Origin of the sequence: Dakarella massiliensis (genome assembly GCF_001182045.1) — a bacterium.
Lineage (GTDB): Bacteria > Pseudomonadota > Gammaproteobacteria > Burkholderiales > Burkholderiaceae_F > Mesosutterella > Mesosutterella massiliensis.
In genome coordinates, this window is the sequence record NZ_CVTY01000007.1 from 763,379 (window position 1) to 789,313 (window position 25,935).

Sequence of the window (25,935 nt, forward strand, 5' to 3'; positions counted from 1 at the left end):
TTTTCTCAGGTGAGATACATGGCGTCTGAAAACCTAACCGATAACTCCCGCGTGATTCCGATCGTGAGTGAGTCGCTCGAAGCCCTGCCGATTCCGCTGAATGGCGGTATCCGGGAGAAAGACGGCTGCTGGGTCGACATGCTCGGGCGGCCTCTGACCGATATCCGTATTTCGGTCACCGATCACTGCAACTTCCGCTGCCGCTACTGTAAGCCGAAGGAGATCTGGGATAAGTTTGACGCCTATCTGCCGCATGAGGAACTGCTGAACTTTGAGGAGCTCTACCGGATCTCCCGGATCGCGGTGGAGCATGGTGTCCGGAAAATCCGCCTCACGGGCGGCGAGCCGCTCCTCAGAAAGCATATTGAGGATCTGATCGCGAAACTCGCGACTCTCAGAACCCCGGACGGGAAAAAGGTCGATATCGCGATGACGACCAACGGCTCGATCCTCGCGAAGAAAGCGAAGGGACTGAAAGAGGCGGGGCTTGACCGCCTCACGGTGTCGCTTGACGCGCTCGACGAAAAAATCTTCCAGGAGTTTAACGACGTCGGGTTCCCGGCCGCGAAGGTCCTCGAAGGGATTCACGCGGCGCGCGAGGCCGGTTTCAAGCACGTGAAGGTGAACACCGTTGTAAAGCGCGGCATCAACGAGAATCAGATCGTTCCGCTTCTTGAGCACTTCGCCGGCACCGGGGTCATCGTCCGCTTTATTGAATATATGGATGCCGGCACGTCTAACGGCTGGCGGATGAACGAAGTCGTTCCGACAAGCGAAGTGATCCGGATCGTGAGTGAGCGGTTCAAGGTCACTCCCCTCACGCCGAATTACCTGAGCGAAACCGCGCAGCGCTGGCGTTACGGTGAGGGCGACGATGAGTTTGGCTGCATTTCGTCTGTCACGCGCCCCTTCTGCCGCAACTGCTCGCGCGCCCGTCTCTCGATTGAAGGCGCGGTGTACCTCTGCCTCTTCGCGGACCGGGGTTTTGATATCCGAACGATGCTCCGCGGCGGCGCGAGCGACGAGGAAATCGCCGAGGCGCTCGGCCGCATCTGGACGAACCGCAGCAACCATTATTCGGAACTCCGAATGAACGGAATGCCTCTTCCGGTCAAAAAGGTCGAAATGAGTTATATCGGCGGCTGACGCTCTGTCGTTAGAATAAAGGTTTTGCCACTTGCAGCTCTCTCTCGGAAAATACCGGAAAAAATACTCTGCCCCCTTCCGTCTGAGACAGAAAGAAAAAAAATGCACTTCAATCCCACAGCGATAACCTTCATCGGCTATCTCGTGCTGATGGTGATGATCGGCTTCTATGCCTGGCATCACACGAGAAGCTTTGGTGACTACATTCTCGGCGGCCGAAAGCTCGGCGGCCTCGTAACCGCGCTCTCAGTCGGCGCGTCCGACATGAGCGGCTGGCTCCTGATGGGCGTCCCGGGCGCGGCCTACGTCGCCGGTATCAGCGAGTCCTGGATCGCGATCGGTCTCACGATCGGCGCGTGGCTGAACTGGAAACTCGTTGCCGCGCGTCTTCGCCTCTACACCGAGGTGTCGCATAACGCGCTCACGCTCCCGGATTACTTCCGGCAGCGTTTCGAAGACAAGTCACACTGGCTCGCCGTGAGCGCCGCGGCCGTGATTCTCGTTTTCTTCACGATCTACTGCGCCTCCGGCATGGTGGCCGGCGCCCGGCTTTTCGAGAACACGTTCCATCTCCCCTACTCCACCGCGCTCTGGCTCGGCGCTATCGCGACGATCGCCTACGTCTTTATCGGTGGGTTCCTCGCGGTGTCCTGGACCGATACGATTCAGGCGTCCCTCATGTGCATCGCGCTTGTGGTGACGCCGATCGCCGTCATGATCGATCTCGGAGGCGCGTCCGCCGCCACGAACCAGGTCGCCGCGATCAACCCGGATATGCTGAGCATGATGAACGGTCAGACCACGATCGGCATCATTTCGCTTCTCGCCTGGGGTCTTGGCTACTGCGGTCAGCCGCACATTCTCGTCCGCTTTATGGCGACGCGTTCGATCCGCGTGATCCCGAATGCCCGCCGCATTTCGATCACCTGGATGATCTTCTGCCTCGCCGGGTCGGTGGCTGCCGGGTTCTTCGGCGCCGCGTTCTTCGCGGGTCACCCGGATCTCGCCGGTGCCGTGACGGAGAACCACGAACGGGTCTTTATTGAACTCGCGAAGGCGCTCTTCAATCCGTGGATCGCCGGTATCCTGATGTCCGCCATTCTCGCGGCCGTGATGTCGACGCTTTCCTGCCAGCTCCTCGTCTGCTCCTCAACGCTCACGGAGGACTTCTACCGCCGTCTGATTCACCCGAAGGCAAGCAACCGCGAACTGATGATTTTCAGCCGCGGCATGGTGCTTCTCGTTTCCATCATCGCGATCATCATCGCCCGTGACCCGAACAGCCTCGTGCTGTCGCTCGTCTCCTACGCCTGGGCCGGGTTCGGTGCCTCGTTCGGCCCCGTGATCCTGATCTCCCTCTGGTGGAAGCGCATGACCCGTAACGGCGCTCTCGCCGGCATGCTGGTAGGCGCGATCACGGTGCTCGTCTGGCACTACTTCGCGTGGTTCGATCTCTATGAGATCCTCCCGGGCTTCGCCCTTGGGTCTCTCGCGATCATCGTGGTGAGCCTCCTCGATAAGGCTCCGGAAAAGGAAGTGACGGACGCGTTCAATACCGTGGAACGCCGCCTCGTCGAAGAGTCCTAAAAGTTTCTTCGCATCAAAGGCAAAAAAATCCGGTCATGCAGCGAAAACTGCATGACCGGTATTTTTTAGCCTGAAGAACGGTGCCGGCTGTTTCAACCGACACCCTCCATTTCCCCGTCAGGTGTTCGGGGCTTCCTCTGCCTTTGTGACCGAGAAGGCGAGTTCCTTCCCGTTCAGGCCCACGTTCACCGTGTCGCCTTCCGCAGCCTTTCCTTCGAGGAGGAACTGAGCGAGCGGCGTTTCGAGCGCGTCCTGCACTTCGCGGCGGAGGGGCCGTGCGCCGAACACCGGATCGAACCCGGCCTTCGCGATTTCCGCGAGCGCCGCGTCGGTCACCTTCAGCGTGATACCCTGCTCAGCCACGCGGTCAGCGAGCTTCTGCACCTGGATACCGGCAATCTTCTGAATCGCCTTTTCTCCGAGCGAATTGAAGACCACGATCTCGTCGATACGGTTGATGAATTCCGGACGGAAGTGCTGCTTCACTTCTTCCATCACGGCGTCCTTCACTTCGTCATGCGGGCGGCCGGCCATCTGCATGATTTCCTGCGAACCGAGGTTCGAGGTCATCACGATCACGGTGTTCTTGAAGTCCACCGTGCGGCCCTGGCCATCCGTCATGCGGCCATCGTCGAGCACCTGGAGCAGGACGTTGAAGACGTCCGGATGAGCCTTTTCGACTTCGTCAAAGAGGATCACGCTGTAGGGGCGGCGCCGGACAGCTTCCGTGAGGTAGCCGCCCTGGTCGTAGCCGACATATCCCGGAGGTGCGCCGATCAGACGGGCGACGCTGTGCTTCTCCATGTATTCCGACATATCGATGCGGATCATGGCCTTTTCACTATCGAAGAGGAACGCGGCGAGCGCCTTCGTGAGCTCGGTCTTGCCGACACCGGTGGGTCCGAGGAAGAGGAACGAGCCGTACGGACGGTTCGGGTCCGATAGTCCGGCGCGGCTTCTCTGAATCGTTTCCGCGACCTTTCTCACGGCCTCATCCTGACCGATCACGCGCTTTGAGAGTTCCTCACGCATGTGAAGGAGCTTCTCACGCTCGCCCCGCATCATTTTCGACACCGGAATACCGGTCGCACGGGACACCACTTCAGCGATTTCCTCAGCGCCGACGCTTGTGCGGAGCAGATGCGGCTTATCGGGCGACTCATCCTTCTTCACCTGGCTCGCTTCCTTATTCAGCTTCTTCTCAAGCTCCGGGAGTACCGAGTACTGGAGCTCCGCGAGGCGCTCGTACTGAGCGTTCCGACGGCACTCATCCATCTCGCGGTGGACCTGATCGATCTTGTCGCGGGTTTCCTTTTCGCCGATCGCGTCCGCCTTCTCGCGCTTCCAGATTTCTTCAAGATCGGAATACTTGCGGGAGAGCGTCTCAATCTCTTCCTCAATCGTCGCGAGGCGCTTCTTCGAGGCGTCATCCGTCTCTTTCTTCATCGCTTCGCGTTCGATCTTCAGCTGAATCAGGCGGCGGTCGATCTTATCGAGCGCCTCGGGCTTCGAGTCGATCTCCATCTTCACGCGGGCAGCCGCCTCATCGATAAGGTCAATCGCCTTATCCGGGAGATAGCGGTCCGTGATGTAACGGTTCGAGAGCTCAGCCGCGGCCACAATCGCCGGGTCCGTGATCTGGACGCCGTGATGGGCTTCGTACTTCTCCTGCAGGCCGCGGAGAATGGCGATCGTGTCCTCAACCGACGGCTCCCCGATCATCACCTTCTGGAAACGGCGTTCCAGCGCCGCGTCCTTCTCGATGTACTGGCGGTATTCGTTGAGAGTCGTCGCGCCGATCACATGGAGTTCGCCGCGTGCGAGCGCAGGCTTCAGCATGTTGCCGGCATCCATCGAGCCTTCAGTCTTTCCGGCTCCGACCACCGTGTGCAGCTCATCGATGAAGAGAATGATGCGGCCGTTCTGCGCGGTCACTTCCTTCAGAAGCCCCTTCAGGCGTTCCTCGAATTCACCGCGGTACTTGGCGCCGGCAATCAGCCCCGCCATGTCGAGCGACAGAATCACTTTGTTCTTCAGCGTGTCCGGCACTTCGCCGTTCACGATACGCTGCGCGAGACCTTCAACGACGGCGGTCTTGCCTACGCCCGGTTCGCCGATCAGGACCGGATTGTTCTTCGTGCGGCGCTGCAGGATCTGCATCGTGCGGCGGATTTCATCGTCGCGGCCGATCACAGGATCGAGCTTCCCCTCACGGGCCTTCGCGGTGAGGTCAATCGTGTACTTCTTCAGCGCGCCGCGGGACTGCTCAGCGTCCGCGTTATCGGCCGCCTGGCCGCCGCGCACTTCCGTGATCGCGGCATCCAGCGCGCGCCGGGTAAGACCGTTCTCGCGGGCAATACGGCCGGCATCGCTCTTCTCGTCCGCGAGGGCAAGAAGGAACATCTCGGTCGCGATGAATTCATCGCCCCGCTTCATCGCCTCTTTCTCGGTGAGGTTAAGGGCGTTAGCTAGATCACGGCTCACCTGGATGTCGCCCGCGGTGCCGGAAACCTTCGGAAGGTTTTCGATCGCCTGGTCGGCCGCCCGGGTGAGACCGGGGACGTTGACGCCCGCGCGCTCGAGCAGGCTCACCGCGGAGCCATCCTTATCGTGAAGGATCGCGGCGAGCAGATGCACGGGCTCGAGAAACTGGTTGTCGTGCGCGAGAGCTAGGCTCTGGGCATCGCCCAGAGCTTCCTGGAACTTCGTGGTGAGTTTGTCTTGACGCATAGGTTTATATCTTTCCTTTAGGAATCGCCGGAATTAGGCTTCCGTCGTTCGTAGTTCCTATATGGGGACACAGAAACCGTTTTTCAAGGGGGATTCGTTATCAAAAGTAAATTTTTAATCCCTGCGTAATAGGCTGAACCGGAAAAAGAAAAACCGCAAGGGAGCGAATCCCTTGCGGTTTCGGAACTTCTTTTTGTATCGCGGAAAAAATCCTACTGCCAGCGAGCCTTCGCCTTTTCGTCGCTCTCACGCGCGTCCACCCAGCGGCTGCCGGACGGGGTCTCTTCCTTCTTCCAGAAGGGGGCCTCGGTCTTCAGCCAGTCCATGATGTATTCGCACGCCTCGAACGCTTCGCCTCGGTGCGCGGAGGTGACAAGGCAGAGCACAATCTGATCGCCCACCTCAAGCCGCCCCACGCGGTGGATCACGACGATGTCATCAAGCTCCCAGCGGGCGCGGGCCTTGTCCGCGATCGCCGTGATCGCGGATTCCGTCATTCCGGGGTAGTGCTCGAGCGTCAGCGCAAAGATATCGTCGCCCTGATTCCGGTTACGGACAACGCCCGTAAACGCCACCATGGCGCCGGCTGAGCCGGAGCCCTTCCGCAGCTCCTCCATTTCGCGCGACACGTCGAAATCCTCGTGCCGCACGATCACCTTCGTGATCCCCATAGGACTAGCCTCCGGTGACAGGCGGGAAGAAGGCGACTTCGTCGCCGTCCTTGATCGCCGCGGTTTCATCCGCCATCACCTGGTTCACGGAGAAGCGGATGCGCTTCACGCTTTCAAAGCCGCTCTTCCAGGGATCGCCCTGCCCCACGAGGTAATCGCGGAGCGCGCCGACCGTTTCAACTCCGGCGGGCACTTCAACCGTTTCAGAGGGACGGCCGACCGCGTCGCGGAGATAAGCGAAGTAAAGCACCTTGACTTTCATTTGAGGATCCTCTTTTTTGTTGTATTAAAGGAGGGAAGAGTTCCGGAACGCTCTGAGGAACTGCTGGGCCGGGAGCCTGAAACGCTCCGCCTCAGGCGAGGAACTCTGCCAGTGGATAGTAGTCCACGAAATCACCCTGCCGGATGTCCTTCCCGACAGGGACGTCCACGATGCCGTCCGCCTTGGCGCAGGAGGAGAGCACCTGGGAATTCTGGTTCGGGAGGATGCAGAGACCTCCCTTGTCGTTACGGTAGACGCGGATAAATTCCTCACGGTCACCGGCCTTCCAGTCGAAGTCCGCGCGGACCGCGATCGGACGGTGGAGATCAGCGCGGCCGCCCTGACGGACGCGAAGGAACGGACGCACCATCATGAGGGTTTCGACAAACACGGCAACCGGATTTCCCGGGAGACCGAGGAACGGAACGCCGGACACTTCACCGAACGCGAAAGGCTTTCCGGGCTTCACCGCGAGACGCCACATATCAATGTGGCCAAGACGCTCCACCGCGGGCTTGATGTAATCCTCTTCGCCGACACTCATGCCGCCGGTCGTCACAATGACATCCGTGGAGCGCGCAGCCTTCTGGAACGCTTCGACCGTATCCTCGATCGAATCGCGGACCGAACCCACGTCGTTCACTTCGCAGCCAAGCGCGTGAAGAAGAGCCCGCAGCTGATAGCGGTTCGAGTTATAGATCGCGCCTTCGCGGAGCGGTTCCCCGGGGCGCGCGAGTTCGCTTCCGGAGCAGAAAATCGAGACGCGGAGGCGGCCGTAGACGCGGAGGTACGCGCGGCCGGTTGACGCCGCGACGCCGAGGTTCGCGGGGGTGAGCTTATCGCCCGCGTGCAGAATCGTTTCACCCGCCGGAAAGTCGCTTCCCGCGAGGTGGACGTTCGTTCCCGTCTTCACCGGGGCCTTGAAGACCACCGTGCCGTCTTCGTTCTTTTCAACGAGCTCCTGCTGCACGACGGAATCCGCTCCGGGCGGCACCTGAGCGCCCGTGAAAATACGGGCCGCGGTGCCGGCTTCAAGCTGCGTACCGACGGAACCCGCGGGGATCCGCTGCGACACGGGGAGCGTCACCGGATGCTCCGGGGAGGCAGCTGCGAGGTCCGAAGCGCGGACCGCATAGCCATCCATCTGGGAGTTATCCGCCGGCGGCACGTTCACCGGTGAAATGATGTCTTCCGCAAGCACCCGGCCCTCGGCGTAAAGCGTCGGAATGGTTTCAGTCCTTCCGATCGGGGTGACTTTGGAGAGCAGGTTCTGCAGCGCTTCACGGTAGGAAATCATTTCCCGGTTACTCCTTAACGTTATCTTTCTCTTTCATCCAGCTGTCCCGCAGGCTCACGATGAAGTCCGCCACCTGCCGGGGTTCGTTGAGGTTCAGCCACGACATTCCGGGCGGAATTCCTTCCGGAGTGTCAGAGGCCACCGCAACAATATCACCTCTCTTCGTCCAGAGCGGGGCTTCTTTATGAGGCCCCCTCGAGACTTCGATACGGGGAAAGTCGCCGTCATCCTTGAATCCTTCGAGCAGCACGAAATCCACCGGCTTCATCGCGCGGAGAATCTCGCTCAAGGGCTTTCGTCCCTCAGGCGTCTCCTCCATCAGCGCCCAGCGGTCAGGCGTCCTGAGGATCACCTGCTCGGCGCCCGACACCCGGTACCGGTACGTATCCTTCCCGGGGGTATCGAGATCCACCTGATGATGCGCGTCTTTCACGCAGGAGACACTGTAGCCGAGTGCCCGGAGACACTCAACCACCTTTTCGTTGAGGGTGGTCTTCCCGCTTCCGGAGTATCCCGTGATGCCGAAGAGAAACAATTTTGATTACTCCTTTGTATGACGGTCGATGAACTGCTTCACGTCCTCCGTTTCAGGATCCATCACTTCACAGCGCTGCGGAAGGCTGAGAAGATCGGCGCAGGAGGCGGAGATCGCAGGCACCGTGCCCGTCGCTTCGATAATCGTCTTCGAGAACTTCGCGGCCTGAGCCGTCTCGAGACACAGGCACTTTACCCCCGGAAGACGCTTCTCGCGAGCCACCTTGAGACCGTCCGCGGTATGCGGGTCGATCATGACGCCGAGCCGCTCCCAGGTGTCGCGGATCGTGGCAAGACGGTCCGCGTGGGTGCTCTTGCCCGCGGTGAAGCCTGAGGCAAGCACACGCTCCCAGAGTTCCCCGGTGAGGCGGAATTCGCCTTCCGTCGCCATCACGTGCCAGAGGCGCTTCAGCACCTCGGGGTCACGGCCAACGATATCGAAGATGAAGCGTTCAAAGTTCGACGCGCGGCTGATATCCATCGAGGGCGAGGAGGTGACATACGTATGCGCCGCGTCTCTCGGGTGATAAACACCGGTTTCAAAGAACTCAGTAAGGACATCATTTTCGTTTGTCGCGACGATGAGGCTCGCGATCGGGAGCCCCATCTGCTTCGCGATCCATCCGGCGAGAACGTCGCCGAAGTTGCCGGACGGAACGGCAAACGAAATCGCCTCGCCCTTCTCGGCAGCCGCAAGCCACCCCTTGAAGTAATAGACCACCTGAGCGGCAACACGCGCCCAGTTGATGGAATTCACAGTGCCGATCGAATGCGCGGACTTGAACGCATGGTCGTTAGAGACCGCCTTCACGATGTCCTGCGCCTGATCGAACGTTCCGCGGACCGCGATATTGAAGATATTGGGGTCTTCAAGCGAATACATCTGGGCGCGCTGGAAGTCACTCATGCGGCCATAGGGGGAGAGCATAAAGACGCGAATCCCCTTCCGGCCCCGCATCGCGTATTCGGCAGCGGACCCGGTGTCGCCGGACGTAGCGCCGAGAATATTGAGAGTCTTCCCTTCACGCGCGAGGAGATGCTCGAAAAGCGCCCCGAGGTACTGCATCGCCATGTCTTTGAAGGCGAGCGTCGGGCCGTTCGAAAGCTCCAGAAGCCCGATCCCATCCTCAAGCCAGCGCACCGGCGTGATGTCCTTCGGGTCATCGCCCTCACGCGCGTTGCAGTAGGTCTTCTCGGTATAGGTCGAGCGGCAGATTTCCTTCAGCGCCGCCTCATCGATCCCGCTCGCGAAAAGCCGCAGCACCTCAAAGGCGAGGTCCGCGTACGGGAGCTTCCGCCAGGATTCGAGCGCCTCGGCTGTCACCTGCGGGTAGCTTTCCGGCATGAAGAGGCCGCCGTCAGACGCAAGCCCCCGAAGCACGATTTCATCATAGGACGCCCCGGTCGATTCACCGCGGGTGGAGAGATAGCGGATATTGCTTGCCATGTTGTCCTCTTATTAATTCAGTTCTTCTTTGCGAAGGAGAACGATCTTGCCGGTCACGCAGTCAAGCGCCTCGATCCGGCGAATCGCTTCCTGAACGGCCGCTTCCCAGGCGGTGTGCGTCATCAGGACGATTGAGGTCGACCCCTGGCCCGCGACCGCTTCCTTCTGAATGAGGGACTCGATACTGATCCCCATATCCGCGAAGACGCGGCTCACGTCGGCGAGCGTGCCGGGGCTGTCCGTCACGCCGATACGGAGGTAGTAGGAGCAGACCGTCTCACCCATCGGGAGCACATCGACATTCTCGATCTTTCGCTTGTAGCCGAGCACCGGGACCTGGTGGTTGGAGGACACGCCGATCATGCGGACCACGTCCACGATATCCGCGATCATCGCGGAGGCGGTGGGTTCTGATCCCGCGCCCGGGCCGTAGTAGAGGGTGGAGCCCACGGCGTCGCCCTTCACTTCAACGGCGTTTGTCACGCCGCCCACGTGGGCGAGAAGACGCCGCTCAGGTACGAGCGTCGGATGGACACGGAGCTCAATCCCTGTCCCGCGCCGCTTCGTGATGCCGAGCAGCTTCACGCGGTAGCCAAGCTGATCCGCGAACTCGATATCCACGTTCTGCAGATCGCGGATCCCTTCGATATAGGCCTTATCAAACGAAATCGGGCCGCCGAACGCGATCGAGGAAAGGATCGAGATCTTGTGGGCCGCGTCGATGCCGTCAATATCAAACGAAGGATCGGCCTCCGCGTAGCCAAGCTTCTGCGCCTTGGAGAGCGCCTCAGCGAACGAAATCTTCTCCTTCCGCATGCTCGTGAGAATGAAGTTTGAGGTGCCGTTGATGATGCCGACCACCGACTGAATGCGGTTCGCGACGAGCGACTCACGCATTGCCTTGATGATCGGGATGCCGCCAGCGACCGAGGCCTCAAAGGCGACGATCACGCCCTTCTTCGCCGCGGCGTCAAAGATTTCGTCCCCGTGCTGCGCGAGGAGCGCCTTGTTCGCGGTGACGACGTGCTTCCCCGCCTCAATCGCGGCGAGGATATAGGAGCGCGCGGGTTCGATTCCGCCCATCGCCTCAACCGCGATCGCGATCTCGGGATCCTCCACGATTTCATGCCAGTCAATGCCGAGCGACCCCACGAGCGGGACGAGGTCAGAACGGTTCTCGGGGTGACGGCACGTCACATACTTCACTTCGATCCTTGCGCCGGCTCGCGCGCTGATCTGCTCCTGATTGCGGTTAAGCACCCGGCAGACACCGCCGCCGACGGTTCCTGCGCCGGCCAGACCGATTTTCACTGAATCCATGAGTTAAAGCTCCCTGCTTATTTTGAGAGTAACGCCATCCGCCCGTTATTCACCGCGATCCGATAGGATGACCGCGCCCGAGCGCTGCTTATTTTTTTCTGCAGCGGCAATTTGAAAATCGTACCAAATATCAAGACCTATAGAAAACCAGAGGGCGGGCTTCGGATCCCGGATATGCGATTTTTTTTTCGGGAGTTCACACAGCTGTCAATTCACGGCGTTATATTGGTCAGTGATACAGACACGCAAATATGAGGAAAACTATGCCTCTGCCGGCTTCCCCGAAAGTTCCGGGCGACATGCTCGCCGACTATCAGAGTGAAAATGACCTGCCGCTGAAGACTCCGCCGAAGGCGGAAACCCCGGCCGCAGAAAAGCAGCCGAAGAGGCGCCGCCGCGAGAAGGCACCCGCCGAGGCGCTCGAAATGGCAGCGCCCGCCGCCGCGGTCACTGAAAAGAAATCTGCCGCGTCCCGCCGTAAGAAGGCGGCCGGGAAAGCAGCCGCCCAGGCCGCCCGCAAGGCTGAAACCGCCGCGGCTCCGAAGGTTCAGCCGCCGATCACGCTGGGCACTCCTTCTGAAACGAAGCTCCCGTCGCTTCGCCGCGGCCGCGCGCTTCCGGATCCGAAGATGCCCCGCATGTTCGCGCTCGACACGAATGTGCTCCTCCACGATCCGACCTGCCTCTTCCGGTTTGAGGAGCATGACGTCTTCATTCCGCTCACCGCGCTTGAGGAACTTGACCGCCATAAGACCGGCATGAGCGACATCGCGCGTAACGCGCGCCAGGTTTCCCGCACAATCGATCAGCTGATGGAAGCGACCGGGAACCCCGATCTCTCAGAAGGCCTTCCGCTTTCCGCCCTAGGAAACCGCGAGGCGAAGGGAAAGCTCTACTTCCAGACTGGACGCCTGAATGTCGAACTCCCGCTCCCCTCGGATCTGAAGACCGGGTCCGGCGACAACGCGATTCTCTCTTCGGTTCTTGGCATCACCTCGGTCCTCAAGGACCACGTCGTGATCCTTGTGTCGAAAGACATTAATATGAGGATCAAGGCCGCGACGATCGGTCTCCCCGCAGAAGACTATTTCAACGACAAGACGATCGACGACTCGGACCTCCTCTATAGCGGTAAGCTCTCGCTCCCCGGGAACTTCTGGGAAACGCACGCGAAGGGGATGAAATCCTGGCAGAAGGACGGCTTCACCTGGTACCGGGTGAAGGGGCCGCTTGTTCCCCAGATGCTCGTGAACGAATTCGTCTATTCGGAAAGCGCTCAAGGGGGCTTTGAAGGCATTGTGAGCTCGGTCGACCGCGATGAAGCGGTGTTCCGGTCACTCAAGAACTACACGACCCCGAAGAATAACGTCTGGGGCATCACCGCGAGGAACAGCGAACAGAACTTCGCGCTGAACCTCCTCATGAACCCCGAGATTGACTTCGTATCGCTCCTCGGTCAGGCCGGCACCGGCAAAACGCTCCTCACGCTTGCCGCGGCTCTCACGCAGACGCTTGATGAACGCCGGTACTCGGAAATCATCTTCACCCGCGCGACGGTCTCGGTAGGCGAAGAGATCGGTTTCCTCCCCGGCACGGAAGAAGAGAAGATGGTGCCCTGGATGGGGGCGCTGGAAGATAACCTCGAAGTGCTGAACCACACGGATGCCTCCTCCGGCACCTGGGGTCACGACACGGCGCAGGACATCATCCGCTCCCGGATCCGCGTGAAGTCGATGAGCTTCATGCGCGGCCGCACGTTCCTCAACCGCTTCCTCATTATCGATGAGGCGCAGAACCTGTCTCCGAAGCAGATGAAGACTCTTATCACGCGAGCCGGCCCCGGCACGAAGATCGTCTGCATGGGGAACATCGCGCAGATCGATACGCCGTACCTCACAGAGGGGAGCTCAGGCCTCACCTACGTTGTCGATAAATTCAAGGGCTGGGCGCACGCGGGCCACATCACGCTGCAGCGCGGCGAACGGAGCCGCCTCGCGGACTTCGCGTCCTCGGTCCTCTGATCAGACTCTTCACCCATAAAAAATCCCGGATCCAGAAAGATCCGGGATTTTTTATCCTCACTGCCGTTTCGTTACGGCTGCGGCGCCGCGGGCTGTGTGGCAGGCGCCGCGGGAGCTGGAGCGGGCTTAGGTGTCGAGGCTGCGTCCGGGTTCTTCATCTGCGACGCAGTCACCTGCGGGAAGTCATTAGACGGCGCGGGAGCCGCAGGCGCGGGAGCCGCAGGCGCGGGAGCCCCGCAGGCGCGGCGTCCGACGGAGCGGCATCCACAGCGGGAGACGAAGCGTCGTCAGAACTCTTCGACCTCTGACCCTGCGGCACTTCCACGATCCGGCCTCGCTCAGAAGGCTGTCCCGGATGGCCTTCAAGGGGCGCTGCCCCATTCGGCGCCTGCGGGACCACGGCGGCAGAGGAGGCAGCCGCGCTTGAGCCCCCGAAGAAACTCGTGATGCCGGAGTTCGTCACGATCGAGAAAAGGACAATACCCACCATGATGAACGCGAGCGCGATCTTCACACCGATACCGACCGCCATCCCGATCCAGGTGGCGAGACCCACGGTTCCCGCCTTCAGCATGTCGCGGCCCGCCATGATTTCACCGATCACCGCGCCGATCAGCGGGAAGAAGACAATGCCCCAGATCCCGGTAACCAGCCCCACCACGGTGCCGATCACAGCGCCCCAGAGGCCGGCGCGGCTCGCGCCCGCCCGCTTCGCGCCGAGAATCTGCGCGAGGATATCGATGCCGATACCGACCGCGGCAAGCAGCGCGAGAATCACAACCGCCGTCACCGAGATCAGCTCATAGCCGCTCGCCCAGCCGATCAGCCAGCTGCCGGCAAAAATGATCGGCAGTCCCGGAATCGCGGGGATCACGGTTCCGGCGAGACCCACAGCGATAAGGGCGAGAGCCCCGAGATACAGTAGGTATTCCATGTCTTCCTATCCTTAGGCAGGTTCCTGCATGTCGTCCGGCACATAGCCTTCGGGCACCTCTGCCCGGTTTTCGAACGACGTGTACTTCCCGTTGAACGTAAGCTTCACGGTCCCCACAGGGCCGTTACGCTGCTTGCCGATGATCACTTCGGCGAGCATCGGATCGGATTCCTTGTTGTAAACCCAATCGCGATAAATAAACATGATGACGTCAGCGTCCTGTTCGATAGCGCCCGACTCGCGAAGGTCGGACATCACAGGGCGCTTGTCGGGGCGGCCGTCAACCGAGCGGTTTAGCTGGGAAAGCGCAATCACGGGAACGCGGAGTTCCTTTGCGAGGCTCTTCAGGCCGCGGGAAATTTCAGAAATCTCGGTCGCGCGGTTTTCTTCGCGGCGGCTGGAGCTGCCGCCCATCAGCTGCAGGTAGTCGACCACGATGAGGCCGAGCTGCCCGGTCTGCGCCATGAGGCGCCGGGCGCGGCTTCGGAGCGAGGTGACGCTGAGCGCCGGCGTGTCATCGATATAAAGCGGCGCCTTTTCCATATCGGCGACCGCGGTCGTGAACCGATCCCAGTCGCCACCCTCATCAAGACGGCCCTTGCGGACCTTCTGCGCGTCAAGGCGCCCGTGCGAGCAGATGAGTCGCATCGCGAGCTGCTCGCCGCTCATTTCCATGGAGAACACGGCAACCGGCCAGCTGTTATCGCCCGCCATCGCGACATGCTCCGCGATATTCAGCGCGAGCGCGGTCTTACCCATCGAGGGGCGGCCGGCGATGATGATGAGGTCGCCAGGCTGCATGCCGGACGTCTGCTGATCGAGGTACCGGTACCCGGTCGAGACACCGGTGACATCGTTCGCTGACTTCGTTCGGTAGCGCTCCGCGACGATATCGGAGACGTTCGCCGCGAGTTTATTGAGTCTCACGAAGCCTTTGTTCCCGCGGTCCGCGCTTTCATTGATCTGGAGAACCAGTTTCTCCGCGTCATCAATGATGTCCTTCGTCTCGCGGCCTTCAGGAGCGAGAGCAGACGCGGCGATCGTGTCTGCGGCGGACACGAGCTGCCGCAGCATCGAGCAGTCGCGCACAATTTCCGCGTAAGTCCGGATGTTCCCGGCGCCAAGCGAATTGCTTGTCAGCGCGTTGAGGTACGGGCGGCCGCCCGCGGCATCCGACCGCCCCGAGCGCTCGAGCTCGTTATAGACCGTGATCACGTCCGCAGGCTCACCCCGGAGGTGCAGCGCCGCGATAGCGTCAAAAATCACGCGGTGGTCGGCCCGGTAGAAATCCTCAGCCGTAATAATGTCGGAGATCTGGTCAAACGCCTGGGTGTTCAGCATCAGACCGCCGAGAATCGTCTGTTCACTCTCGACAGAATGCGGCGGAACACGGACAGAATTCGCAGGAAGATCAGAACTGGAAAAAGGATCAGGCATCAGATTGCGCTCCATAGAGGCCGGAAAGGAGCAAGCGGGCCCCATGATGCAAAACGCCCTCTGAAACACTTTTCAGAAAGACGAAAGCGGGTTAAATAATAACAGTAAAGCAAGAAGGGAAAAAAATAGGCCTCCTTTCGGAAGCCTATTTTTTTCTCCGACAGAATCCCCTTGCGGAGGCTCTGTCAGGAGTCGGACGTTCCGGAGATTACTCTTCGGCGACGACCTGAACCGTGATGTCAGCGGTGATGTCGGAGAGCAGAGCGATCGTGATCGGGTACTCGCCAACAGCCTTGATCATGCCGAGCGGCGTGCGGACCTGGCTCTTCTTGATCGTGAAGCCAAGCTTATCCACGGCTTCAGCGATGTCGGAGTTGGTCACGGAACCGAACAGACGGCCGTCAACACCAGCCTTGGAGGCGATGGTAACGGTGGCACCATTCAGCTTTTCCTGGAGAGCCTGGGCATTGGCCAGACGCTCAGCCTGAGCCTTCTCGAGGTCAGCGCGACGGGTTTCGAACTCGGCGATAGCGGCCTTGGTGGCGCGCTTGGCGTGACCCTGGGGGATCAGGAAGTTGCGGCCGTAGCCGTCCTTGACCTTGACCACATCGCCCAGATTGCCGAGGTGATGAATGTTTTCAAGCAGAATAACTTGCATGTCGATATCTCCCCGGGATTACTGATTGTCGGTGTAGGGAAGGAGGGCGAGGAAGCGGGCACGCTTGATCGCGGTATCGAGCTGGCGCTGGTAGATCGCCTTCGTGCCGGTCAGACGGGCGGGCATGATCTTGCCATTTTCCTGGATGAAATCGCGCAGCGTGTCGATATCCTTGTAATCAATCTGCTCAACGTGAGCAGCGGTAAAGCGGCAGAACTTCTTCCGCTTGAAGAGGGCATTGCCCTGGGAGGGACGGCGGTTGCCGGTACGACCCTTGGAACCAAAAGCCATTTTGAACTCCTAACTGAATTCCGTTATGTAAACAATGAGGCGCTGTGTGCGGCTCGAGCGAGGGGTGATGTACCCTTTGAGGGTTATCCTAGCGGGAAGCGGAAGCTGATAGAGCTTTGCCGCTACCTCTCCGTATGCGACCACCAGGGTTTCGAAATTGAGGCGGCGCGTGCCGCCTGCTTCCCGGACTTCGCCCGAGTGGTGAAGAATGCCTTCAAAAACCTGCAGTCCGGACGGTGTGAATCTCGGCTCTTCGGAGCGGATGATTTCGCCGTCAAGGACCAGCTCATTCATGTCTGGCAGTCCTCTTTAAAGCGCCTCTAGCCGAATTACTCGGCGTCCTGAACGTCGGATTCCTCGTCTGCAGCTTCGTCGGAAGCGTCATCAGACTTGTGGGAAGCCTTGCTGTTCGTGCGAGCGGCCACGGCAGCCTTCTTGGCCTCTTCCTTCTCGACAACCTTCATCATCGGGGAGGGAGCGGTTTCGGCGTGCTTCGTCTTCACCACGAGTTGGCGCAGAATGGCGTCGTTGAAACGGAAATTGTTTTCGATGTCGGCGAGCGTGGCGTCAGAGCACTCCACGTTCAGGAGAACATAATGAGCCTTGACCAGCTTCTGGATCGGGTAGGCGAGCTGACGACGGCCCCAATCCTCGATACGTTCAATCTTTCCACCCTGTTCGAGAACAAGGTTCTTGTAGCGTTCGATCATCGCCGGAACCTGTTCAGACTGATCAGGATGCACGATGATGCAGATTTCGTAATGACGCATTGATCCTCCTTGCGGAAAAAACCGCCCAGGGCGTCTCCCGGTGCGGCAAGGACTAACGAGAAAACGGTCATTTTACTCTAAAAATTAAAATTTTGCACGCGAGGGATTATCCACCCGGGTGGCCTTTTCACCGACCCGCTGCCGGACAGACTCAAAGAGGCAGACGCCGGCGGCAACTGACACGTTGAGAGACTCCACCGACCCCATCATCGGAATCGCGGCGAGCGCGTCGCAGCGTTTGCGCGTGAGCTGACGGAGACCTTCACCCTCAGCACCGAGCACCCAGGCAAAGGCACGCTTCTGATCGAAGTCATAGATCGAACGGTCAGTTTCACCCGCCGTTCCAACCACCATGACACCCGCGTCACGCAGCTCCGCGATGGCGGAAGCGAGATTCACGACATAGACCACCGGAACCGATTCCTCGGCACCCGCAGCGGCTTTCGCCGCGGCCGGCGTCACGTGGGACGAGCGGTTAAGCGGCGCGATCACGGCCTGCACTCCGGCGGCATCCGCCACACGGAGACAGGCGCCGAAGTTCCGGGGATCCGTCACGCCGTCCAGAATGAGGAGCAGCGTCTTATCGGTGATGGAATCGAGAAGCTCATCAAAGGAGAGCGTCTTCTCGAGCACGCTGCCCACCGCGACGATCCCCTGATGCTGCACGCCGTGCCCCGCGATACGGTCCAGACGCTCCGCGTCCGCGCCCACCGGGCGGATGCCGGCGGCCTTCAGCTTTTCGCACATTTCGTGCATGCGGCGGTCATGCCGGCTGCGGTCCACATAGACTTCGTCAATCGACTCCGGGTTCAGTCTGAGCCGCGCCGTCACGGCGTGAAAACTCGCGAGGACCGCTTTTTTATTACCAGCCATTCAATCTTTTCCTTTAGATATCAATTCTTTTTCATGCAATCCGTTCAGAATCTCGGTTCGCCTTTCCAGCGCCTCGGCCCTTTCCGTCTCTGCACATCGCGGCGCTCAAAATCAATCCGCCGCAGATCAACGTCGACGCCTGCCACCTGCGCTTCAAGCGGCGTTCCGAGACGGATCACTTCGCCTGAGGCACTGCCCTCAAGGAGGCAGTCGTCGCTGTTATAGAAGTAGTAGTCCCAGCCGAGGTTCGAGACCCGGATGAAGCCTTCAACAAAGAGATCATCAAGCGTCACATAGACGCCGTTCGGCGTGACGCCGGTGACCTTACCGGAGAATCCGCGGCCGATGAAGTCCTTCATGTACATGCACTTCAGCCACGCGGTGACGTCGTAGCTTGCTTCGTCAGCGCGGCGCTCTGCGGCAGAGCACATCTTGCCTAGCGTTTCCCAAGCGGCATGCTGAGCCGTAGGACGCGCGTACGGTGTCGCTTCAGGCTTCGGCGCTTCTTTCTTCTTCCCCTTCTGCTTCAGAGAGAATTCGGAGTTGAGAAGGTCGGAAGGCGACACCGCGACTTCGGGCTTATAGCGGCGGCGGGAGAGAATACCACGGATCGTCCGGTGCACGAGCAGATCGGGGTAGCGTCTGATGGGGGAGGTGAAATGGGTGTACGCCGGATACGCGAGGCCGAAGTGGCCGTGAAGTTCCGGTGAATACACGGCGCGCTGCATGCTTCGGAGCAGCGCGGTCTGGACCGCCTCTTCGTTCGGCGTCCCGCGTACTTTCGCCATCACGGCTTCGTAGTCCGCGGGTTTCGGGGAGGACCCGCCGCCCATCTTGAGACCGAAGCCGGAGAGCGTCGTGCGGAGCAGCTCAAGGCGCTCCTCGGACGGGCCTTCGTGGATTCGGAAGAGACACTCCGTCTTCTTCCGGACAATAAAGTCCGCGGCGCAGGTATTCGCGACCAGCATCGCCTCTTCAATCAGGCGGTGCGCGTCATTATGTTCACGAGGCAGAATCGCGGTGATGCGTCCGGTTTCGTCTGTCTGAATATAGGTTTCGCGGGTTTCAAAATTAATGGCGCCGCGCTTCTTTCTCGCTTCAGCGAGCACCTTATAGAGTGAATAGAGATTTTCGACGTCCGGGTAGACCTCATGAATCTCGTCTCTCGCACCTTCCTTATCCTGGAGCGCGTTCCACACCTGGGTATAGGTCAGGCGGGCGTGCGAATTAATGAGACCGGGATAGAACTGATAGGCCGTCACTTCGCCCTTCGCGTCAATCAGCGCGTCGCACACCATTGTGCAGCGGTCGACCTTCGGGTTCAGCGAGCAGAGTCCGTTTGAGAGCTCCTCAGGGAGCATCGGAATCACGCGGCGCGGGAAGTAGACCGAAGTCAGCCGTTCCTGCGCGCTGCGGTCGAGGGCTGTGCCAGGCTTCACGTACCAGGACACATCCGCGATGGCGACGAGCAGCCGGTAACCGCCAGACGCAAGCGGCGCGCACCAGACCGCGTCATCGAAGTCCCTCGCGTCCTCGCCGTCAATCGTGACAAAGGCAATATCGCGGAGGTCGACACGCTTTCCGGCGTCCTTCTTCAGCACATGATCCGGGAGCGCCCGGGCTTCTGTCAGCACATCAGGCACGAAGACGGAAGGAAGCCCAAAGCGGCGGGCCGCCATTTCAATCTCAACCGACGCGTCGCTCGCGGATCCGAGAATTTCCTCGACCTGAGCGCGGGCCGGTTCTTCAAGCGTCGGCTGCGTCGTGATCGCGGCGACTACGCCCTGCCCCGCGAGCGCTGAGGCACCTGAAAGTCTGATCTGCACATGAACCCGCGGGTCCGATGGATCGAGCCAGAAATCCATCCCCTGCTTCCGGACCACGCCGACCACCTTCCAGGTGTTGTGTTCCGTCACTTCTTTGAGAGAGACAAGGTTCCGTCCCTTGCTGTCAAACCCGAGTCGCGCGACTCTCACCCGGTCGCCGGGGAACACCGCGTCCCCCTGCCCCTGGGAGAAGACGTAGGAAACCCCTTCATCTCCGGTTCCCATATCCGGATCAAAAAACACCATGCCGGAACGGGTGCCGGATACCGTGCCTTCAAGCCACGCGGAGCCGTGGGAAAGCGAAATCTTTCCTTCGTCATCCGCCACCGCCGTGCCGTCATCAATCAGGCGCTCCAGCGCCGACAGCACCTCATTCTTCGTCCGGCTGCGGGACCGGTCGCGCACCAGCGCGTAAAGCTCATCAAAGGCGAGCGGCGTTCCCGCCCGGCCCAGAACCGACTCGAACTCAGAGGCGGCGGTTCCCGTCAGAAATGCGGTCAGACCGCCGTCATCAACCCTTGTCCTGGGCCTTCTGGACGAGGATCCTGTATTTTTCCGGATTTTTTTTCTTCTATCTATTGACAAAATTATTCTCTTCAGCGATAATTATATCCTCGTTTGTGAGGATGTGCCCGGGTGGCGAAATTGGTAGACGCACTAGCTTCAGGTGCTAGCGCCTTCACCGGCGTGCTGGTTCGAGTCCAGTCCCGGGCACCAATCATACTGGAAAACATGTGATTGTGCGGTGAACATCAGAAACGAAAGCCATTAAAGCCTTTTCGCGATTGCGGAGAGGCTTTTTTGTTGCCCGCGGAAAACACTTGCGCGATCAGCCAGTTCCCGCTTTCATAATACGCCGGAGATATGTTCTCTCCGCCGCACAGTCAAAAGCCGCATCTCCGATAAGGAAATGCGGCTTTTTCTCTAATTTCTCAGCAGAATGGCGAACTTCTGCTGTTCTCTTTTAAGAGATTAGAACTTGTGCACGAGGCCGAAACCAGCCTGGGCACCGGAGCCCTTATACGTGGCGGAAGCACCATCAGCGGAGCCCGTGGCCTTTTCCTGAGCATAGCCGGCAGCCGCGTAAACGCTCGTACGCTTGCTGAAAGCATAGGAGTAGCCGACGGCAGCGTTCCAGCGCTTCAGCTTGACATTGCTGTTATCCACGTCTTTGGCATCACGATAGCCAACAGTGGCGAGAACCGTGCCGCCAAAAGCCGGCACAGCCGTCGACAGTTCCGCGCCCCAGCCCTTGAAAGCGCGGGCAAGATTCACATTCTCCGCCACAGAAGCGCGGATATTCTTGATAATGCTGAAAGAATCCTTGATGCTAGCCTGGTCATCGAAGTACGTAGCCTTAGCAAAAACCTTAGCGACGCCAAAGTCGTAGTTGCCGCCAAGGATCACGCTGTAGCCATTATCCAGATCGCCATAGGTATCGTTGCTGTACAGGGTGTAGTCACCGGCGAGGACGACAGCAGCCTTGCCAGCCTTGTAGCGCAGAGCAGCGGCAGCGTAGCGGTCGGCGTCAGCCTTGTTTTCCGTACCAACCTTGGACTTACCGTCAGCCTTGAAAGAGTACATCGCGGCAGCCTGCAGACCGGAATAAACCGGGGTCTGATAGGCGAGCGTATTGTCGTAACGGCCATAGGCGGAACCAGTGGAACCGGCCTGCGTGCCAACGAAGCCAAAGGCATTCGGGAAGGCGGACACATTACCGAGATAGCCAATAGAGCCGCCGTCGGACACGATGGAGGCGATACGGCCGGCGTACAGAGTACCGTAGGCGCCGGAGACGTTCACCTGAGCCTCACGGCCGAAGAGACGGCCGCCCTGACCGGAAGCACCGTCATCAGAGTTGAAGCCCGATTCGAGCACGAAACCAACCTTGGCATTGCCGATATCTTCCGTGCCCTTCAGGCCCCAGCGGTTGCCCGTGGAGAAGCCGGACTCCATCGAAAGAGTGTCAGTGGAGTTAGATCCCGATACCGATACCTCTCCAGCAGTTGCAGAGAGAGAGGTACGCTGATGCGTGTAGGCAAGGCTCGTATCGATACGGCCATACAGCGTAACGGACGGAGCCGCAAAAGCGGAAGCGGCGAAGGTGCCGAGCAGAGCAGCGGCAATGAGAGACTTCTTCATGAAATTTTCTCCAGTAGTTTGAATGTGTGTATTGCTAACTACAGTTTTAAGGGCTTTTGGAGTCACCCCAAGTGCATGATGCAAAAATATTTCCCGGACGCTCATACGGGTAAACCCTTTATGATTTATGTCTGACAGAAATTTTTTATTTATTTTCAATCACCAAGACAACGTTACAACTATTTTTCGTATTTCTTTAATTCATCGTTTTCTGTTGCTTTTATGCAACAAACTGGCAAAAAACAGCTTCAGAAGAGCTTCCCTGAAAATAAAAAACGATATCCGATAGTGAGTTACAAAGTGAAACAGTACAGGGTATTGACTTGTCCGAAAATCTGGGAGCAAGTTTTTAGTAGTTTACTTTTGTGATCCATATTTCAGAAATTCACACCTCCGCCCTCTTATCTCCGTTATGTCGAAGGCGCCGGCTTTTCAGAAGCGCAAAAAAAAACCGCATCCCTCACGGAATGCGGTTTTTCAGTTCTCAGCAGAATGGCGAACTTCTGCCGGTCTCTTTTAAGAGATCAGAACTTGTGAACGAGGCCGAAACCAACCTGGGCGCCGCTCGCCTTGCGGTCGATAGCGTTCTCCTTTTCCTGGGCGTAGCCAGCGAGACCGTAGACGTTCGTGCGCTTGCTGAAGGCATAGGTGTAGCCGACAGCCGCGTTCCAGCGCTTGAACTTGTAGGAGCCGTCATCGATGTCCTTGGCATCACGATAGCCGACAGCAGCAAGGAAGTTGCCGCCGAAGGCCGGAACGTTCGTGCCGAGTTCAGCACCCCAGCCCTTCAGAGCCTCAGCCTTCTTCAGATCGCGGGAATCGCTGATCAGATCGAAGGAGTCGAGAACGTTCACCTGGTTATCAAAGTAGGTGACCTTCGCGAAAGCCTTCGCAACGCCGAAATCGTAGTTGCCGCCGAGGATGAAGCTGTAGCCGTTATCGACATTGCCATAGTTGGCAGCGTCATTGCCGTACATCGTCATGTCACCGGTGAGGACAACAGCGGCCTTGCCAGCCTTGTAGCGGAGGCCAGCGGCGAGGTAGCGGTCAGCATCGCCGGAATTCTCGCGGGCATTGGCAACGTTCGAATCAGAGGCCTTGGTGTCGCCCTTGAAGGAATACATGATGGCACCCTGCAGGCCGCCGAACGTCGGGGTCTCATAGGCGAGGGTGTTGTCATAGCGGCCATAAACCGTGCCGGTGGAGCCCTGCTGGTTGCCGACGAAACCGTAGGCAGACGGGAAGGCGGACACATCGCCGAGGTAGCCGATCGAGCCGGAATCAGACGCGATGGAGGCGAGGCGGCCGGCGTACAGGGTACCGTAGGCACCGGAGATGTTCACCTGAGCTTCACGGCAGAAGAGGCGGTTATTCTGGCCGGACGTGCCGTCATCAGAATTGAAGCCGGATTCGAGAACGAAGCCAACCTTCGCGTTGCCGATGTCTTCAGACCCCTTCAGACCCCATCGGGAGCCGGTGGTCACACCGGAATCCATGGAGAACGTGTCGGTGGAACCGGCGGTGTTATCCAGATTCTTGTGGGTGTAGACAAGACCCGTATCAATGCGGCCGAACAGCGTGACGGACGGTTCAGCAAAAGCAGAAGCCGTGAAAGCGCCGAGAAGGGCGAGAGCAAGTAGAGATTTCTTCATTATGTGTGACTCCAAAAAATATATCTGAAGGGAAATGCATCTGAGTGAATCTCCCCTCTGACTTCATGATGCGGCCGGAAAAAAAGGAGTCTTATGGTACAAACCCTGATTGTAAAACACTACGAAAAATAACTTTTTGAAGGAATTCAGATTGCTGGCTAAGTGTATGTAACTAGGTAATACATTTGTGTAAATTGTAGCTGTTGCCAAAAAGCAACAGATTTCCATAAGATACACATTTAATTACAGTCACCGGCCTTTCCCTTACAGGGTGAGAGGCCTGAAAAAAAGAAATCCCCGCCTCATTTCTGAAGCAGGGATTCTGTACAGAAGCCATCGGCCGCCGCCTCAGGAAAGAAGCAGCGGAAGATGAATTTCCGCAGTGTCAGGCGGGATTACTTGCCGGCGATCGCGCGCTTCTCACGGAGCCGCTCGATACCGAGATCGTCATAAGCCTCGAACGGCTGGTGGATCCAGGGGTTCCCTTCGAGGTAAGAGACGAAATAATCCGGCTGGAAGATAGAGCGTTCCTTCCACCAGAGCACAGCGATACGGATCTCGGTGATTTCCGGGAAGTCGCTCTTCAGGTGCTTCACCACCTTCTCAAGCGTGATGCCGGAGTCCACCATGTCATCGACCAGAAGGACCTTCCCCTTCAGAGCATCGGTGCCGGTGATGCAGCTGCTGATATTCAGCTCGCCCTGCACCGTGCCGGACATCGCGCGGTAAGAGCTCGTCGACAGCACGGAGAGCGGCTTCGAGTAGACACGCGAGAAAATATCCCCGGGGCGCATGCCGCCGCGGGCGAGACAAAGGAGAGAATCAAACTTCCAGCCACTGTCCGCAACCTTGAGGACGAGCTGTTCATTCAGGTCGATGTAATCCTGCCAAGATACAAAGAGATCCGCCATGGCTTTTCAAATCCAACAAAAAAGGAAGGCAGCGCTGCGTTTTTTACTGCAGTGCCGCCTGTGTAATGCTTATAGGCTGTCGGTCTGATCCGCTTGCCCGCGGATCAGACTTTCCCCTGTTTATGGGGCTCAGGCTTCAAACGGGTCGCTGAGCAGAATGGTCTGTTCACGATCCGGACCAGTGGACACTGCCGCGATCGGGCAGCCAGCCACTTCAGAAAGGCGCTTCAGATAGCTGCGCGCCGCAGCGGGGAGTTTATCCCATTCTTTGATGCCATAGGTACTGGTCTTCCAGCCGGGGAAGTCTTCATAGATCACTTCGCAGCCCGCGACCTCTTCCGCGCCGTAAGGCATCACTTCGAGTTCAACGCCGTCCTTCTTGTAGCCGACGCCCAGACGCACAACATCGCACTCGTCGAGCACGTCGAGCTTCATCACGGCAAGACCGGTCAGGCCGTTGATCTCAACCGCACGGCGGAGCGCCGCGCCGTCGAACCAGCCGCAGCGGCGCGGACGGCCCGTCACGGCACCGAATTCACCGCCGCGCTGACGGATGCGTTCACCCTCTTCATCGAGGAGCTCGGTCGGGAAGGGACCCGCACCGACACGCGTGCAGTACGCCTTCGTGATGCCGAGGACGTAGTTGAGGCGATGGGGGCCGACACCCGCACCAGCCGTGGCGTAACCCGCGACGGTGTTGGAGGACGTGACAAATGGATAGGTGCCGTGGTCGATATCGAGCATCGAACCCTGGGCGCCTTCGAAGAGGAACTGCTTGCCTTCGGCCATCAGCTTATTCAGCGTATGGGAGACGTCCATCACGCGCGGCTTCAGACGATCCGCGAAGCCGAGCACCTCGTCGATCACCTTCTGCGGGTCGAGGGCCTCAGCGTGGAGAAAATGCGTCAATTCGAAGTTGTGGTACTCGAGAGCCGTGCGGACGCGCTCTTCGAAGAACGGGACGTTATAGAGGTCAGCGACGCGCACCGTACGGCGGGCCACCTTGTCTTCGTAGGCCGGACCGATGCCGCGGCCGGTCGTGCCGATCTTCTTCTTGCCGAGGTTATTTTCACGGGCATGGTCAAGCGCCACGTGGTACGGCATCAGAAGCGCGCAGTTGCCGGACACGTGGAGGCGGGACTCCGCGTCCATTCCGTGTTCCTTCAGCTGATCGAGCTCGGAGAAAAAGGCGGACGGCGAAAAGACAACACCGTTGCCGAGGTAGCACTGCATCGTCGGATGCATGACGCCGGACGGAATGAGGCGAAGCACGGTCTTGTTGCCGTTCACGACGATCGTATGGCCGGCGTTGTTGCCCCCGTTGAAGCGCACGACGCCGTCGACCTTGGAGGTGAGCCAGTCGACGATCTTGCCCTTGCCTTCGTCACCCCACTGGGCGCCGACGACCACTACATTTTTTGCCATC

The 25,935-nt window shown here is 59.2% G+C and carries 22 protein-coding genes and 1 tRNA gene; 4 read left to right on the forward strand and 19 right to left on the reverse strand.

Annotated features, from left to right (window positions below; genetic code table 11):
• Positions 1-18: 18 nt before the first annotated feature.
• Together moaA and putP are read left to right on the forward strand one after the other, a co-directional pair.
• Positions 19-1,146 (forward strand): GTP 3',8-cyclase MoaA, encoded by a 1,128-nt coding sequence (moaA, locus tag BN1936_RS09795; RefSeq protein WP_053101857.1) that lies wholly within the window; start codon positions 19-21, stop codon positions 1,144-1,146.
• Positions 1,147-1,248: 102 nt separating this feature from the next.
• On the forward strand, positions 1,249-2,733 hold the full coding sequence (putP, locus tag BN1936_RS09800; protein WP_022444151.1) for a sodium/proline symporter PutP: 1,485 nt from the start codon (positions 1,249-1,251) through the stop codon (positions 2,731-2,733).
• Positions 2,734-2,850: 117 nt separating this feature from the next.
• Here putP and clpB read toward each other — a convergent pair whose 3' ends face one another.
• The 7 genes from clpB to BN1936_RS09835 form a co-directional block, all read right to left on the reverse strand.
• On the reverse strand, positions 2,851-5,463 hold the full coding sequence (gene clpB, locus BN1936_RS09805) for an ATP-dependent chaperone ClpB (RefSeq protein WP_049687282.1): 2,613 nt from the start codon (positions 5,461-5,463) through the stop codon (positions 2,851-2,853).
• A gap of 212 nt (positions 5,464-5,675) precedes the next feature.
• The gene (gene moaE, locus BN1936_RS09810) at positions 5,676-6,134 is read right to left on the reverse strand and encodes a molybdopterin synthase catalytic subunit MoaE (protein WP_022444148.1); all 459 of its coding nucleotides are present in this window, start codon (positions 6,132-6,134) and stop codon (positions 5,676-5,678) included.
• A gap of 4 nt (positions 6,135-6,138) precedes the next feature.
• Positions 6,139-6,396, reverse strand: coding sequence for a molybdopterin converting factor subunit 1 (gene moaD, locus BN1936_RS09815; RefSeq protein ID WP_022444147.1), 258 nt, complete (start codon positions 6,394-6,396; stop codon positions 6,139-6,141).
• A 91-nt stretch (positions 6,397-6,487) separates the two neighbouring features.
• Positions 6,488-7,693, reverse strand: coding sequence for a molybdopterin molybdotransferase MoeA (locus BN1936_RS09820; RefSeq protein ID WP_049687283.1), 1,206 nt, complete (start codon positions 7,691-7,693; stop codon positions 6,488-6,490).
• A 7-nt stretch (positions 7,694-7,700) separates the two neighbouring features.
• Positions 7,701-8,228, reverse strand: coding sequence for a molybdopterin-guanine dinucleotide biosynthesis protein B (gene mobB / locus BN1936_RS09825; RefSeq protein ID WP_022444145.1), 528 nt, complete (start codon positions 8,226-8,228; stop codon positions 7,701-7,703).
• A 6-nt stretch (positions 8,229-8,234) separates the two neighbouring features.
• A complete protein-coding gene (gene thrC / locus BN1936_RS09830; RefSeq protein ID WP_049687491.1) occupies positions 8,235-9,662 on the reverse strand; it encodes a threonine synthase in 1,428 nt (475 codons plus the stop codon).
• Between the two features lie 24 nt (positions 9,663-9,686).
• A complete protein-coding gene (locus BN1936_RS09835) occupies positions 9,687-10,994 on the reverse strand; it encodes a homoserine dehydrogenase (protein ID WP_049687284.1) in 1,308 nt (435 codons plus the stop codon).
• 263 nt (positions 10,995-11,257) lie between these two features.
• Here BN1936_RS09835 and BN1936_RS09840 point away from each other — a divergent pair, with 263 nt between their 5' ends.
• On the forward strand, positions 11,258-13,015 hold the full coding sequence (locus BN1936_RS09840) for a PhoH family protein (RefSeq protein ID WP_049687285.1): 1,758 nt from the start codon (positions 11,258-11,260) through the stop codon (positions 13,013-13,015).
• Positions 13,016-13,184: 169 nt separating this feature from the next.
• Here BN1936_RS09840 and BN1936_RS11795 read toward each other — a convergent pair whose 3' ends face one another.
• From BN1936_RS11795 to BN1936_RS09880, 8 genes are all read right to left on the reverse strand, one after another.
• Entirely contained in the window at positions 13,185-13,949 is a 765-nt protein-coding gene (locus tag BN1936_RS11795) for a DUF456 domain-containing protein (RefSeq protein ID WP_082164567.1), read from the reverse strand.
• 12 nt (positions 13,950-13,961) lie between these two features.
• Positions 13,962-15,386 carry a replicative DNA helicase gene (gene dnaB, locus BN1936_RS09850; protein WP_049687286.1) on the reverse strand — a complete coding sequence of 475 codons (1,425 nt, stop codon included), beginning with the start codon at positions 15,384-15,386 and terminating at the stop codon, positions 13,962-13,964.
• A 208-nt stretch (positions 15,387-15,594) separates the two neighbouring features.
• A complete protein-coding gene (gene rplI / locus BN1936_RS09855; protein WP_022443134.1) occupies positions 15,595-16,044 on the reverse strand; it encodes a 50S ribosomal protein L9 in 450 nt (149 codons plus the stop codon).
• Positions 16,045-16,062: 18 nt separating this feature from the next.
• On the reverse strand, positions 16,063-16,335 hold the full coding sequence (gene rpsR / locus BN1936_RS09860) for a 30S ribosomal protein S18 (protein WP_049687287.1): 273 nt from the start codon (positions 16,333-16,335) through the stop codon (positions 16,063-16,065).
• A 9-nt stretch (positions 16,336-16,344) separates the two neighbouring features.
• Entirely contained in the window at positions 16,345-16,629 is a 285-nt protein-coding gene (locus tag BN1936_RS09865) for a hypothetical protein (protein WP_022443133.1), read from the reverse strand.
• Positions 16,630-16,664: 35 nt separating this feature from the next.
• Positions 16,665-17,105 carry a 30S ribosomal protein S6 gene (gene rpsF, locus BN1936_RS09870; RefSeq protein ID WP_022443132.1) on the reverse strand — a complete coding sequence of 147 codons (441 nt, stop codon included), beginning with the start codon at positions 17,103-17,105 and terminating at the stop codon, positions 16,665-16,667.
• A gap of 84 nt (positions 17,106-17,189) precedes the next feature.
• Positions 17,190-17,978 (reverse strand): 23S rRNA (guanosine(2251)-2'-O)-methyltransferase RlmB, encoded by a 789-nt coding sequence (gene rlmB / locus BN1936_RS09875; RefSeq protein WP_022443131.1) that lies wholly within the window; start codon positions 17,976-17,978, stop codon positions 17,190-17,192.
• A gap of 44 nt (positions 17,979-18,022) precedes the next feature.
• Positions 18,023-20,389: a ribonuclease R family protein gene (locus BN1936_RS09880; protein ID WP_053101859.1), complete on the reverse strand. Its 2,367-nt coding sequence runs from the start codon at positions 20,387-20,389 to the stop codon at positions 18,023-18,025.
• A gap of 45 nt (positions 20,390-20,434) precedes the next feature.
• On the opposite strand from BN1936_RS09880, the gene BN1936_RS09885 reads away from it, so the two are divergent.
• A tRNA-Leu gene (locus BN1936_RS09885) sits at positions 20,435-20,521 on the forward strand.
• A gap of 255 nt (positions 20,522-20,776) precedes the next feature.
• On the opposite strand, the gene BN1936_RS09890 is transcribed toward BN1936_RS09885, so the two are convergent.
• From BN1936_RS09890 to BN1936_RS09905, 4 genes are all read right to left on the reverse strand, one after another.
• Positions 20,777-21,946: a porin gene (locus BN1936_RS09890; RefSeq protein WP_049687288.1), complete on the reverse strand. Its 1,170-nt coding sequence runs from the start codon at positions 21,944-21,946 to the stop codon at positions 20,777-20,779.
• A 524-nt stretch (positions 21,947-22,470) separates the two neighbouring features.
• Positions 22,471-23,598, reverse strand: a complete 1,128-nt coding sequence (locus tag BN1936_RS09895) for a porin (RefSeq protein ID WP_049687289.1) — start codon at positions 23,596-23,598, stop codon at positions 22,471-22,473.
• A gap of 395 nt (positions 23,599-23,993) precedes the next feature.
• Positions 23,994-24,509, reverse strand: coding sequence for a phosphoribosyltransferase (locus BN1936_RS09900; protein ID WP_049687290.1), 516 nt, complete (start codon positions 24,507-24,509; stop codon positions 23,994-23,996).
• Between the two features lie 129 nt (positions 24,510-24,638).
• A complete protein-coding gene (locus BN1936_RS09905) occupies positions 24,639-25,934 on the reverse strand; it encodes an adenylosuccinate synthase (protein ID WP_049687291.1) in 1,296 nt (431 codons plus the stop codon).
• Position 25,935 lies beyond the last annotated feature (1 nt).